Annotated in this window: 13 protein-coding genes; 10 read left to right on the plus strand and 3 right to left on the minus strand. The window is 51.4% G+C overall.

The window, feature by feature from the left end:
• Nucleotides 1–97: 97 nt before the first annotated feature.
• The 3 genes from A3842_RS10610 to A3842_RS10620 all read left to right on the plus strand — a co-directional run bounded on the left by A3842_RS10610 (nucleotide 98) and on the right by A3842_RS10620 (nucleotide 1,781).
• Nucleotides 98–550, plus strand: a complete 453-nt coding sequence (locus A3842_RS10610) for a flavodoxin (RefSeq protein ID WP_074101358.1) — start codon at nucleotides 98–100, stop codon at nucleotides 548–550.
• Nucleotides 551–552: 2 nt separating this feature from the next.
• A complete protein-coding gene (locus A3842_RS10615; RefSeq protein WP_074101359.1) occupies nucleotides 553–1,329 on the plus strand; it encodes a hypothetical protein in 777 nt (258 codons plus the stop codon).
• Between the two features lie 83 nt (nucleotides 1,330–1,412).
• Nucleotides 1,413–1,781, plus strand: coding sequence for a winged helix-turn-helix transcriptional regulator (locus A3842_RS10620; RefSeq protein WP_074087707.1), 369 nt, complete (start codon nucleotides 1,413–1,415; stop codon nucleotides 1,779–1,781).
• 66 nt (nucleotides 1,782–1,847) lie between these two features.
• Here the strand turns inward: A3842_RS10620 and A3842_RS10625 are convergent, their stop codons facing one another.
• The 3 genes from A3842_RS10625 to A3842_RS10635 all read right to left on the minus strand — a co-directional run bounded on the left by A3842_RS10625 (nucleotide 1,848) and on the right by A3842_RS10635 (nucleotide 4,306).
• Nucleotides 1,848–2,918, minus strand: coding sequence for an SDR family oxidoreductase (locus tag A3842_RS10625; protein ID WP_074101361.1), 1,071 nt, complete (start codon nucleotides 2,916–2,918; stop codon nucleotides 1,848–1,850).
• A gap of 207 nt (nucleotides 2,919–3,125) precedes the next feature.
• A complete protein-coding gene (locus A3842_RS10630) occupies nucleotides 3,126–3,977 on the minus strand; it encodes a GNAT family N-acetyltransferase (protein WP_178382331.1) in 852 nt (283 codons plus the stop codon).
• Between the two features lie 50 nt (nucleotides 3,978–4,027).
• Entirely contained in the window at nucleotides 4,028–4,306 is a 279-nt protein-coding gene (locus tag A3842_RS10635; RefSeq protein ID WP_074101364.1) for a GNAT family N-acetyltransferase, read from the minus strand.
• A 209-nt stretch (nucleotides 4,307–4,515) separates the two neighbouring features.
• Here A3842_RS10635 and A3842_RS10640 point away from each other — a divergent pair, with 209 nt between their 5' ends.
• From A3842_RS10640 to A3842_RS10670, 7 genes are all read left to right on the plus strand, one after another.
• Nucleotides 4,516–5,418 carry an ArsR/SmtB family transcription factor gene (locus A3842_RS10640; protein ID WP_074101366.1) on the plus strand — a complete coding sequence of 301 codons (903 nt, stop codon included), beginning with the start codon at nucleotides 4,516–4,518 and terminating at the stop codon, nucleotides 5,416–5,418.
• 236 nt (nucleotides 5,419–5,654) lie between these two features.
• A complete protein-coding gene (locus A3842_RS10645) occupies nucleotides 5,655–7,415 on the plus strand; it encodes an ABC transporter substrate-binding protein (protein ID WP_074101367.1) in 1,761 nt (586 codons plus the stop codon).
• A gap of 61 nt (nucleotides 7,416–7,476) precedes the next feature.
• Complete coding sequence (locus A3842_RS10650) at nucleotides 7,477–8,430, plus strand: ABC transporter permease (protein WP_074087715.1); 954 nt, start codon at nucleotides 7,477–7,479, stop codon at nucleotides 8,428–8,430.
• Between the two features lie 34 nt (nucleotides 8,431–8,464).
• Nucleotides 8,465–9,370, plus strand: coding sequence for an oligopeptide ABC transporter permease (gene opp4C, locus A3842_RS10655; RefSeq protein ID WP_074101425.1), 906 nt, complete (start codon nucleotides 8,465–8,467; stop codon nucleotides 9,368–9,370).
• A gap of 14 nt (nucleotides 9,371–9,384) precedes the next feature.
• The gene (locus A3842_RS10660) at nucleotides 9,385–10,368 is read left to right on the plus strand and encodes an ABC transporter ATP-binding protein (RefSeq protein WP_074101369.1); all 984 of its coding nucleotides are present in this window, start codon (nucleotides 9,385–9,387) and stop codon (nucleotides 10,366–10,368) included.
• Complete coding sequence (locus tag A3842_RS10665; protein ID WP_074087719.1) at nucleotides 10,361–11,326, plus strand: ABC transporter ATP-binding protein; 966 nt, start codon at nucleotides 10,361–10,363, stop codon at nucleotides 11,324–11,326. The genes A3842_RS10660 and A3842_RS10665 overlap by 8 nt, the downstream gene beginning before the upstream one ends.
• A 257-nt stretch (nucleotides 11,327–11,583) precedes the next feature.
• Nucleotides 11,584–12,198 carry a 50S ribosomal protein L25 gene (locus tag A3842_RS10670; protein ID WP_074101371.1) on the plus strand — a complete coding sequence of 205 codons (615 nt, stop codon included), beginning with the start codon at nucleotides 11,584–11,586 and terminating at the stop codon, nucleotides 12,196–12,198.
• The last annotated feature ends 91 nt before the right edge of the window (nucleotides 12,199–12,289 follow it).

Raw genomic sequence — 12,289 nt, forward strand, 5'->3', positions numbered from 1 at the left:
AATCATTATCAAATAGAATGAAGGAAGTAATACTTGGTTTGAATTTTAACTTGTATGAACCGTATAACATTGTGTTTACTTTGGGAGGAAACCATACATGGCTAAGGTGCTTGTAGCATATGCCAGTTTGACTGGCAACACGGAAGAAATAGCTGAACTGATTGTGGAGGGGATACGCCAGGCCGGAGGTGAGGCTGTTCTGAAATCGGTCACCGACTGCAATGCGGATGAGATCAAAGCCTATGAGGCTGTACTGCTGGGGGCATATACCTGGGGAGATGGCGAGCTGCCGGATGAATTCCTGGATTTCTATGAAGAGATGGATGACCTGGATTTGACAGCCTGCAAGGCTGCAGCCTTCGGAAGCGGAGATACGGGCTATGAAATTTACTGCGGTGCGGTGAATCAGATTGAGGAGAAGCTGAGGGAGCGCGGAGCAGAAATTATTCAGGAAAGTCTGAAGATTGAATACGGGCCTAACGCAGCGGAAAAAGAAGTCTGCCGCAGCTTTGGCCGCCAATTTATCGAAACCTGCGCGGCGGTATCTTAGGAATGGGCGGCGCGGCGGGAAGCAGGACAGCAGGGAAACGCGATGCATATGCCCTGCAATACAGCCGGTTGAATGATTTTCGTATGGAGCATATTATGCTGGGAGGAGCGGGAATTTCCGGCAGCGGGCCATCCACCGGGCTGCCGCGCTGGAGGCAGCAGGTGCAGTATGCGGTTGGGCATACGCTGAATGACTTCTACAGTCTGCAGCCCGAGGTGCGCAGGGAAACGCCGATTCAGTTCCTGCTGGAGCGGCGTTGGCCGCCCAAAGGGGATGCTTTTCCATCGTTGCTGCACTATTGGGAGGTCAAGACAGCCGTCGCCGACGAACTGATGCGGATCGTTAGTGTGAATCATCTGCTGGAGGTCCCGGTGCTGCTCTATGAGCAGTGGCATGTACCGGTACCAGTGCTTGATATCGAGCTGGCGATGATTTTTCAGCTGGCTTGGCACTCTATAGTTCCAGGACGCTGCCTCAGCATCCAGAAATTTATGGTGAACGGAAATGAAGACGTAATCACCGGATTTTTGCATATGGCTAATGTGTTCTGCCATCAGGCTTATGGGATGCCGGCCGAGAAGGTGGAGGTCTATTCTCTCCTGGACAGCCGCCGGCATATATTTGATGGTGCGGGAATCCCGCTCCAGGAATCCATGGATTATGTGCGGTTATTGTCCGTATTCCTGGGGCGGGAGGAGTCTGCAGGGAAGCTGCTGAAATACGGAGTGCGCAGAAGCGAACAGGAAGAACTGGTTCACCGGGGGTATGGGTTGATGTGAGCGTGAGTCTGCCTGCAGTATAGCCTGCGCTTGCAAGCAGACGGCCAAGGCGATATGGTTAAGAACAGGGGGTGTTCAAAACCATGCCGGAACCAATCAAAACATATAACACCGCTGTGGAGGCCACGCTTGAGGTAATCGGCGGCAAGTGGAAGCCGGTGATCCTATTTTTTCTTACCTTCGGCAAGAAACGCAACGGTGAGTTCATGAGCCTGATGCCTGTTATTACCCAGAAGGTGCTGACCCAGCAGCTGAGAGAGTTGGAAGAGGACGGCGTTATCCAGCGGACTATATTCAATGTAGTGCCTCCCAGAGTCGAGTATGAGCTGACCGATTACGGCTGGAGCCTCAAGGAAATTCTGCACCTGATGTGCAGGTGGGGCGATACCCATATTGAGCGGGTCTACGGTGATCAAGCCGCTGTACTGGCCCAGCCGCAAACGAAAGAATAAAGAAGCCTGACCCGGAAGGATGGGGTCAGGCTTTTCACGCTGTTTAGGGCTTAATGAATTTGGAGGTTACGGGATGATTTTACGGCTGCGGAAATCTGCAAAGATACGCATGAACATCGCTTCGGTATCGATGAATTCATGGAATCCGAACCGCCGTGCCTTGCTTCCATCGGCAAAAAAATCATAGTCCCAGGAGAAGACAAAATCTCCGAATCCCCATGACGAAACGTCCTGGTAGCTGTTCGGCTCCAGCCCGTATTTCTCTACCATGTCATTCCACAGCTGTTCCTTGTCCTCCATCACTACCGAGAGAGACATGGGCAGCGGCGGTGCGGTATCGAGCCCGAAAAAAGCCGCAATCTTCGGCCAGAGTTCATCCCAGCGGAACAGGTCGCCATTAGTAATGTTGAAGGCCTGATTGGCGCAGCGGATGTCTGTCGCCGCCCATACGGTTGCCTGGGCAAGCAGGCCTGCATCCGTCATTTCCAGCAGACTATGGTAGGCACCCGGCTTTCCGGGGAACCGGAGCGGAAGTCCCAGCTCCTTCGAGAGGGAGGCATAGACAGCGATGACCATTGCCAGATTCATCGGGTTGCCGAGAGCGAAGCCGCAGACCACAGACGGCCGGATCGCCGACCAGGTCCAGGATTTGCCCAACTGCTGCTTCTCCAGGAAGTTCTGTTGATCGATATTGAATTCTGGCGGCATATGATTGGCATCTGTCTCCCGGGCAGGGGTTTTGAAGGGTCCCAAATGGGCTCCATACACCTTATAGCCCTGCATCAGGCTGATGTGCTGCAGATGATGGGCACGGGGCTCAATGGCCTCAACAACATTCACCAGCATGGCCAGATTCGGAGGGACCAGCTCCGCCCAGGTTGGTCGCTCCTGATAGGCGGCGTAAAAGATATGCGTCACCTCCGGCAGGGCCTCAAGCCTACGTCGTGAGTCCTCAGGACTCAGCAAATCGGCCGCGATGTAGCGCACACGGCTTGTATCTTCTCCGCCCCGGCGTGAAATTCCGATAATATCCCATTCAGGCAGGGTTACCAGGTATTCGATCAGATTGCGTCCGATCACTCCGTTTGCACCAACAACCAGTGCGGTTTTACGTATTCCAGCGTCATCTAGTCTCATAAGCGGGTTCTCTCCTTCAACTTGTGTATGCCCTCATTATGTCTGCTGGACAGGGGAGCGGATAGTACGCACTTTGAGGTTATATAGGCACCTGTAAGTAACAATGACTCCTTCTATGAATTGTGCGGATACCAAAGGATACGTAAAAGCACCCTTCCTTAAGGCACTGTGCCAAAAGAAAAGGTGCTGTTCAGATTGTGATATGCTTTAGCCGATATAGCGGAAATAATCCTGTTTGTTCAGAATGACGAAGCCGCAGCTTTCATACAGCTTCAGTGCATTAGGATTGTCGAGAGCCACTTCCAGATTCACACCGTTGTAATTGTGCCGTTCCCGTTCAATCGTCTGCAAAAGCGCGCTCCGGCCTATACCCAGTCCACGCAGCTTTTTGTCCACCGTAAACCCGTAGATCCAGGTTTCGTTGTCCTCCGTCCATAGCCGCATCTTGCCGGCGGGCTGTCCATTCATTTCAATCACGATGTGTTCCTGCTGATTGTCATTCATCTGCAGTGTGTACATCTCTGCGGCGTCCTCCCGCGACATATCGAATCCTCCGCAGTCCAGCTCGACCAGAATATCAGCATCTTCCTGGCGTGCAGGCCGCAGGACTATGGTTCCTGCGGCTGAACTGGCTTCGACTGAACCTTGTGGTACAGCAGCCCCATCCCATTTCATCTGATATTCCGCATGGTTGAATGCCAGGGGCAGGGTCTTCAGATAACCGGCTGCCGAGGCCGAACTTGCCGGGGCATTGAGCAGCAGTGTTCTGATATTACTACGTTTGATGATGCTCTGAGCCCGTTCCCATAGTGAGGTGAAAATGCCTCTGCGCCGGAATCCCGGCCGCACCATTCCGCAGATTTCCATTTCGCCGGCGAATCCGTACAGACCTATAAAACCAATTAGTTCTTCTTCCTCATAAGTTACCAGCCATTCGGCTCCCCCGGATTCTGGAGACATACGCAGCATGTCCCAATTGAGCTTCAGGCTGATCCCTTCATATTGCTCGCAGCGCTGCTGCAATTGCTCTATATCCCTTAATGTATCAGCTGTAGTCAAACGCATATCCTCCTGAAAATTTAATCCCGCAATGGTCTCAATAACCGGGTTCAGCTGCTGAGAACATCCCCGTATTCCGCATGTTTCTTGAATTGATGTGCAGCATAAGGGCACTGGGGTACAATCTTAACCTGTTCGGCGCGGGCTTTATCCACAACCGCACGCACTAGCTTCTCACCGGCACCTTGGCCTCGCAGATCTTCGGAGACAAAGGTGTGGTCAATCACCCAATTCCCTGTGGCCTCTTCCGTTCTGTATGTAATCTCGGCAAGGTCCTTACCGTCACCAGCAATATAAAAACGTCCTTCTCCCTGTTCAATCTGTCCCATATTCTTCACTCCAATCAGGTTATTGTGACTATATTTTACTACCGTGATCTGGAAAAAGCGAGGATATGGACATGCAGATGTATGTAATTAGGTTACACATATATAACTCTAAGGGTCAGATAATCTATATAACTTGCGCATGCTCTGTAAAATACCATAAGATTACACTAACGCTGTGATGAATAGAAGTTGCATCAGGGGGAATGGCCATGGAGTATGAGGTTGAGGTTCAGTTTGAGCCGGTTTTTGAACTGGTATGCAGTATACATACGTTTATATGCAAGAAATCCAATAAGAAGATGGATCTGGGCGCCTCATGGTCTGCTGATGTGGCAGGCAGGCTTAGCCCGGAACTGCTGTCCGCTTTGGACGAGACAGACCTCGGTAATGACTGGAAGCTGCTGAATTTGCTGATTCACCAATGTCCGGTGAAGGAGAGCGTAGATCAGGTGCTGGAATGGTTGCAGCATTTGCCGGTAGGAGAGATGTACGAGACACTTGCAGAATACGTCAGCGTGTTCCCGGTGCAAATGGATCAATTCCGCAGCCGGATGCATTTTCTGCTGTCTGAGTGGAACAGGCAATATTTCAGGGACTGCAGTCCGGAGATCAGCGGCAGACTGCGTCAGCACGCGGACGAACGAAGCCTGGAGCTGGACAAGAGTGCTGTTTCTGATTTTGTGAACAGGACAACGAACGGATTTTATTTTCTTCCGGTGGACGGATTGCGCAAGCTGGTGCTGATCCCGCAGTTCCATTTTCAGCCTGCCAATATTATTTACAGCTTCGGTCCACTGACAATTTGCCATTATGCGGCGAGAGTCTCGGTAACAGACGAAGAGATTTCACCTTTTATGTACAGAACTTTGCGCAGTCTGGGTGAAAAAAGCCGTCTGAAGATTCTACAGTCGCTGGGCGGCGGACGCAGAACCTTTACCGAAATCGCCAAGCAAGCCGGAATCTCCAAGGGGATTGTGCATGACCATATCTTCAGCCTGCGCTGTGCGGGCCTGCTGAATGCCTATATCGAGGGGGAGAACGTTACCGCCTACAGTCTGCGTCTGGAAGGAATTCACCGGATGAATGAGCAGCTGTTCGAATTTTTAAAATAAACTTAACGCCGTTTGAGCGGTATTACACCAAGTCAAAGTGATCTCTTAGGGGAGAGAATGCTTTGGCTTTTTGTTTTGCAGGTTTTCGCATAAATTCTGTTTGTGAAGAAAAAATATTTAGTTCTCTCTTTACAGAACCACAATAAATTCCTATAATGTGAACTATCGGTCTTAAACATACTTAGTGGGTAGGAATTATAAGTATTAAAATTTGGTGAGAAAAGAGATGATTTATTATGAGAAAAAGTACGCTTGTATTGTCCACGCTGCTGATTACAGGTTCAATGCTGCTTGCGGCCTGCTCGGACAATAACAACAGCAATACAGCGTCGGGGAATACTCCGGCGTCTGCAACAGCTGACTCGGGCGGGACGGCTGGAACGGAGGCGACAGCATCCCCGGCGCCAGTATCAGCGGGTGCGCTAAGCGAACCTTTTACGGCAACGGATTTAACCAAGCTTCCGGCTGTAGCCCAGAACCGCACAGATACGATTATCGTTGGCCTTACGGATCCCAGCGGGGCATTTACACCTTATTTTCAGGAGAGCGGCTATGACGGCAATGTATCCTCCCTGCTGTATGCTTCCCTGGTAACTGTGGATGACAAAGGGGTCCCAACGCCTGAGCTTGCCGAGAGCTGGGATGTATCGGATGATCAGCTTACATACACCTTCCACTTAAGAAAAAACTTGAAGTTCAGCGATGGTTCGCCGCTAACAGCAGATGATGTAGCCTTTACCTGGACGATTCAATACGACAAAGCCTATGACGGCGGCTCCTCATTGCCTTCCCTGAATGTGAAGGGCGGCAAAGCCTATAAAGAGGGCACGGCCAAAACAGTCGAAGGCATCAAGGTCATTGATCCGCAGACGATCTCAGTGACACTGGAGAAGCCGAATGCGACGGCGCTGGTGACACTCGGCTCTAACGTGCTGTCCAAGGCTTACTATGGCAAGGACTATAAGTTCGGCCAACTGGACTATATCAAGAAGCTGCATGAGCACCCGCTTGGCGACGGACCTTACAAGCTGGAGAAATTCCTGCCTGGGCAGGAAGTGCGCCTTACGGCCAATGAGAATTATTTCAAAGGCAAACCTAAGACGGAGCATTTCATCTACAAAACATCGGAAGGCGATGTCTGGCAGTTCCTGGAGACCGGAGAGGTTGATTATGCCTCTTTCAGTGCCTCGGAAGAGAATATTGAGAAGCTGAAAGCACTTGGATTTGTGAACATCATTCCTTATACACCAAGCACTTATGGCTACATGCAAGTCAACCTCAAGCATGAGCAGCTTAAGGATAAAGAGGTCAGACAGGCGATTATGTACGGGCTTGATCGTCAGAGCATTTATGTTGATGCCCAGCAGGGAGCAGGCGCCATTGCCAATATTCCGGCTTCGCCAATCTCCTGGGCCTATACCGAGGAAGGCATTAATCCTTACAAATATGATCCGGAAAAAGCCAAACAACTGCTGGATGCAGCCGGCTGGACCGTAGGTGCAAATGGAATTCGCGAAAAAGGCGGCAAGCCGCTGTCCATCCATTATCTCGGCTCCAAAAGCAAGAACACCGATATTTTCATCGCTGTAGCCAAGGAGAATTTTGAAGCACTTGGCATTGAATTCCAGCCGGAGGTCTTTGCAGACTTCAACTCACTGGTGTCCAAGGTGGAAGGCGGAGACTATGATCTGGTATCCTTCTCGACCAGTATGCTGACCGATCCGGCTGACGGGTTCATGCAGTTCTTTGACGGGGAAATCACCGATTATGATAATCCGAAATTCCTTGAACTGTACAACAAAGCGCTTGCTACAACGGATATTGAACAGCGCAAGGCCGTATACAAGGAGCTGTACCAGCTTTTCAATGATGAGCTGCCGATTCTGTTCACCAGCTACAAAAAAACAGTCTATGCCTACAATGGACGCATCCAGAATCTGACGGTCAGCCCGTTCATCGGGCTTGCCGGAAGCCTGCCGGAGTGGACGCTGAAATAATTACACATTCGTCCCTTGCTTCAGCTGTCATGGGCAGGGGACGATCCATAAGGAGCGGGTCATGAGTACCTATCTGACGAAAAGACTGCTGTACATGCTCGTTATTCTGTTTGCGGCCTCGCTGCTGATCTTCTGTCTCTATGCCTCTACACCCGGGGATTTCATTACAGGAAATATTAAGCTGACTGCGGAACGCAAGGCAGAACTGCGGGAAATCTACGGCCTCAACAAGCCGATGCTTGAACGCTACGGCATCTGGATGAACAATGCTTTTCACGGGGATTTCGGGTATTCGCTTGCCCAGCAGAAGCCGGTGCTTCAGTTGTTCAACGATTATATTTGGAATTCTTTTTTGCTGGCCGCCGTGTCCACTTTTCTAACTTGGGTGATTGCGGTCATTGTGGGGGTAATCTCGGCCTATAAGCAGTATTCCTGGTTCGATACGCTGGTGATGGTGGCTATCTTTGCTGCAATGTCGCTTCCGTCCTTTTTTATCGGCTTATTCCTGATCAAGATTCTGGCTGTGGATCTGAAGTGGCTCCCGCCGGGCGGGATGATTACAACGGGCAGCAATGCCACGGGGCTGGCATATCTGAAGGAAGTGGTGCGGCATATGGCACTCCCGGTTGTGGTGATGACCTTGCTCGGCTTGGGCTCGCTAACCCGTTACTTCCGCAGCAATATGATTGATGTGCTGAAGCAGGATTATATCCGCACAGCGCGGGCCAAAGGGCTGAAGGAGCGGAAGGTGCTGTTTACCCATGCCCTGCGCAATGCTCTGCTGCCGGCGATTACACTAGTCGGCTTCGAGCTCCCGGCACTGTTCGGCGGCTCGCTGATTATCGAGCAAATCTTCAACTGGCCGGGGATCGGCCAGCTGTATATGAAGTCCTTCGGGCTCCGTGATTATCCGCTGCTAATGGGCTTTACCATGTTTATTGCCATTCTGACCGTCATCGGAACGCTGCTCTCGGACATTTTGTACCGGGTTGCCGATCCGCGCGTCCGGTTATAGGGAGGAGGATACCATTTTGGAAGCTAACAGCAGGATGACCGGGCTGCACGAATCACGGGTACAGAGGCAGAAGTCCTCACTGTTCAGACAGTCACTGAAGAGGCTGATGAAGAACAAGCTGGCGGTTGCAGGTTTTGGAGTGGTTGTGTTTATGTTTGTCTTATGTTTCATCGGGCCGTTCTTTTCACCATATACGGATAACAAAATTAATATGACCATGATGAACAAGGCGCCCAATCTGCAGCATTTACTGGGAACAGATGCACTTGGAAGGGACATTCTCACGCGGGTGATGCAGGCCGGACGGATTTCGCTCACGGTTGGTTTGGCTTCAATGGTGCTGTCCGTGTTTATTGGCGCTCTGCTCGGAGCAATAGCCGGTTATTACCGCGGTATCGCGGATCAGGTGATTATGCGGATCGCCGATCTGCTGATGACGATTCCCAGTCTGCCGCTGCTTTTTATCTTCGGGGCGCTGCTCTCGGAATGGAAGGTTAGGGCGGATTACCGGATGTATATCGTCATGCTGATGCTCAGCATTGTGAATTGGCCGGGACTTGCCCGGATGGTGCGGGGGCAAATGCTCAGCCTGCGGGAACGCGAATTTATGCAGGCGGCGGTAGTGCTGGGCCTGCGGGACAGCCGGAAGCTGTTCCATCATCTGCTGCCGAATGTAGTTCCGCTGCTGATCGTCATGGCTACACTCAACATCGGCGGAGCGATATTAAGCGAATCAGTGCTAAGCTTTTTCGGGCTGGGCGTCATGCCGCCTACGCCGACCTGGGGCAACATGATTGATGCAGCGAACAATATGATTGATTTTCAGGATCATCCGTGGCTGTGGATTCCTCCTGGACTGTCCATTTTTGCCACAGTGATTGCCATTAATATATTTGGTGACGGCCTCAGAGACGTGCTTGATCCCAAACAGAAAAGGTAGGTGGCCAGCTGCTGATGAAGCATTTAATGAATATAGAAGGTCTCAGTACCGTTTTCTATACAGAAGAAGGGAAAGTAGCTGCCGTTGATCATGTAAGCTTTCAGGTCCGAGAAGGAGAAACGGTATGCATTGTTGGTGAATCCGGCTGTGGCAAGAGTGTAACCGCTATGTCGATAATGGGTCTTGTGGAAGCGCCAGGCGGGAAGGTGGCTGGAGGGAAGATCGATTTTGCGGGTGAAGATTTGCTGGGGATGGACCCGAATACCCTGCGGGCGATCCGGGGCAATGAGATTGCCATGATCTTTCAGGAGCCAATGTCATCGCTGAATCCCGTGATGAAGATCGGGGAGCAGATCATGGAGCCGCTGATGGTGCATCTGAAGCTGAACAAGAAACAAGCACGTCTCCGGGCCATAGAGCTGATCACGCAAGTTGGCATTGCGCGCCCGGATCAAATCGCTGACAGCTATCCCCATGAATTAAGCGGTGGCATGCTTCAGCGGATCATGATTGCCATTGCCATCTCCTGTAACCCGAAGCTGCTGATTGCCGATGAGCCGACCACAGCGCTTGATGTGACCATCCAGGCGCAGATTCTTGATATGCTGAGGGAATTTAAAGCAAGCGGAGGGATGTCTATTCTGCTCATTACCCACGATCTCGGCGTTGTAGCCGAAATGGCCGATTACGTGATCGTGATGTATTCCGGCAAAGTCGTTGAAGAGGGTGGAGTCGTGGAGCTGTTCAACAATCCCAAACATCCCTATACAAAGGGGCTGCTGAAATCCAAACCGGTGGTGGGTCAGCGTTTGGAGGAGCTGTATTCGATTCCGGGCCAGGTGCCGAATCCGCTGGAGCTCGAGCCCTCCTGTTATTTCCATGACCGCTGCGAGCAGTGTCTGCCCGTCTGCCGCAGCCGCCAGCCGCAGCTTAAGGAGCTGGACGGCGGACAGAAGGCAGCCTGCTGGCTGTATGAGGAGGCGGAAGTCCATGTCTGAGGCATTACTTGAAGTTAATCATCTGAAAAAATATTTTCCGGTTACAGAAGGGCTGCTGAACCGCACGGTCGGACAGGTGAAGGCCGTGGATGACATCAGTCTTACCCTTCAACCTGGTGAAACCTTCGGACTGGTCGGTGAATCAGGCAGCGGCAAAAGCACAGTAGGACGGACAATTCTGCGTCTGACCGAAAAGACAGCGGGTGAAGTGAAGTTCAAAGGTCAGGATATCCACAGCCTCTCCTCTGCAGAGCTTCGTCTGCTTCGGCCACAAATGCAGCTGATTTTCCAGGACCCTTATAGCGCGCTTAATCCGCGTGTACGGGTGGGTGATGCGATCGGTGAAGCCCTGCTGGACCATGGATTATGCTCCAGGCATGAGGTGCGGGAGCTGGTGCTGGAATCACTCGATGCCTGCGGCTTGTCCGCTTACCACATTGACCGCTTCCCGCATGAATTCTCCGGAGGGCAGCGCCAGCGGATCGGCATCGCCCGGGCACTCATTCTGAACCCGGATCTGATCATTGCCGACGAGCCGGTTTCGGCGCTGGATGTGTCAATTCAGGCCCAGATTATCAATCTGTTCAGCAAGCTGCAAAGAAGCAAGGGAATGGCCTACTTGTTCATCTCCCATGATCTGAGTGTGGTCGAGCATTTATGCTCCCGGATCGGCGTGATGTACCTTGGTTCCATGGTGGAGACCGCTTCCCGGGACGAGCTGTTCCACAGCCCGCTGCATCCGTATACTAAGGCGTTGCTGTCTGCAGTGCCTGTGCCGATTCCTAGACTGAAACGGGAACGGATCGTGCTGAAAGGTGATATTCCAAGTCCGGCGAATCCGCCTTCCGGCTGCAAATTTCATACCCGTTGCCCGTTTGCCGTGGAGGTCTGTAAGGCGCAAACCCCTGTTTTCCGTGACGCCGGAGGCGGACATTTTGTGGCATGTCATTTGGTTTAGTTTAGATGAAAATGGATTAAAATTGAATAATACCCTATTTTGACTTGCCAGGTACGCAGTGCTATACTGATTCCAATGTAGGCATATATGGTTAATAAGAGACTAATTAGACCTGCATATCTAATGGGTCTTTTTTTATTTTGTGCCAAGAACTACTCAATGCAGCTAAGCTGACAAAACTTGGCGTATGCTTCCGAGGCAGTTTTTCCGAAGCTGAATCGCGGGTGTTGCGCTAAAAAAATTTTAGGAGGAATATCATGAATACCACAGTACGTTTGACTGAAAGATCCGGCTCGACCTCTTCACAGCGGAGCAAAGGCTTTGTACCGGTTGTCGTCTACGGTGCAGGTTCAGATAGCCAGTCCTTTACAGCAGATGCGAAGACATTGAACGAAATACTCGGCAAAAACCCCCGGGCCATCCTTAAGGTAGAACTCCCGGATTCCGGCTCCAAAAACGTGGTGATCCAGGAAGTGCAGCGCCAGCCGTTGTCCCGCAAGCTGCTGCATGTGGATCTTCACCAGATTGATATGAAGGCTGAACTGGTCACCAAGGTTGCTTTTCACTTCAGCGGAGATCCTGTAGGCGTGAAGAACGGCGGTATTCAGCAGGTAGAGCTGTATGAACTGGATATCCGCACCTTGCCGGACAAGCTGACCGCAACATTTGAAGTGGATATCACCGGCCTCGACATTGGGGACCAATTGCTGGTCTCGGACCTGCCGAAGCATGAGGGCTGGGAAGTGCTCACTCCCGAAGATACGCTGATTATCCGTATTGCACCTCCGGTAGCACTGGAAGAACCTGCTGATACAGATTCGGATACCCCGGCAGCTGCAGTAGCTTCCGAGGAAGCGAAGACAGTGGAATAACTCTAATCACAATTACATGGGCGTATAAATATACGTAACTAACAGGAGCAGACATATCCTTACCAAGGAGCTGTCTGCTCCTTTTTGTTGG

The organism is Paenibacillus sp. P3E (assembly GCF_001909045.1).
Taxonomy (GTDB): Bacteria; Bacillota; Bacilli; order Paenibacillales; family Paenibacillaceae; genus Paenibacillus_AQ; species Paenibacillus_AQ helianthi.

What these genes read in the sequence shown, in the direction of transcription:
- A3842_RS10610 (WP_074101358.1), top strand. Translation starts at nt 98, where the DNA reads ATGGCTAAGGTGCTTGTAGCATATGCCAGTTTGACTGGCAACACGGAA.
- A3842_RS10615 (WP_074101359.1), top strand. Translation starts at nt 553, where the DNA reads ATGGGCGGCGCGGCGGGAAGCAGGACAGCAGGGAAACGCGATGCATAT.
- A3842_RS10620 (WP_074087707.1), top strand. Translation starts at nt 1,413, where the DNA reads ATGCCGGAACCAATCAAAACATATAACACCGCTGTGGAGGCCACGCTT.
- A3842_RS10625 (WP_074101361.1), bottom strand. Translation starts at nt 2,918, where the DNA reads ATGAGACTAGATGACGCTGGAATACGTAAAACCGCACTGGTTGTTGGT.
- A3842_RS10635 (WP_074101364.1), bottom strand. Translation starts at nt 4,306, where the DNA reads ATGGGACAGATTGAACAGGGAGAAGGACGTTTTTATATTGCTGGTGAC.
- A3842_RS10640 (WP_074101366.1), top strand. Translation starts at nt 4,516, where the DNA reads ATGGAGTATGAGGTTGAGGTTCAGTTTGAGCCGGTTTTTGAACTGGTA.
- A3842_RS10645 (WP_074101367.1), top strand. Translation starts at nt 5,655, where the DNA reads ATGAGAAAAAGTACGCTTGTATTGTCCACGCTGCTGATTACAGGTTCA.
- A3842_RS10650 (WP_074087715.1), top strand. Translation starts at nt 7,477, where the DNA reads ATGAGTACCTATCTGACGAAAAGACTGCTGTACATGCTCGTTATTCTG.
- opp4C (WP_074101425.1), top strand. Translation starts at nt 8,465, where the DNA reads ATGACCGGGCTGCACGAATCACGGGTACAGAGGCAGAAGTCCTCACTG.
- A3842_RS10660 (WP_074101369.1), top strand. Translation starts at nt 9,385, where the DNA reads ATGAAGCATTTAATGAATATAGAAGGTCTCAGTACCGTTTTCTATACA.
- A3842_RS10665 (WP_074087719.1), top strand. Translation starts at nt 10,361, where the DNA reads ATGTCTGAGGCATTACTTGAAGTTAATCATCTGAAAAAATATTTTCCG.
- A3842_RS10670 (WP_074101371.1), top strand. Translation starts at nt 11,584, where the DNA reads ATGAATACCACAGTACGTTTGACTGAAAGATCCGGCTCGACCTCTTCA.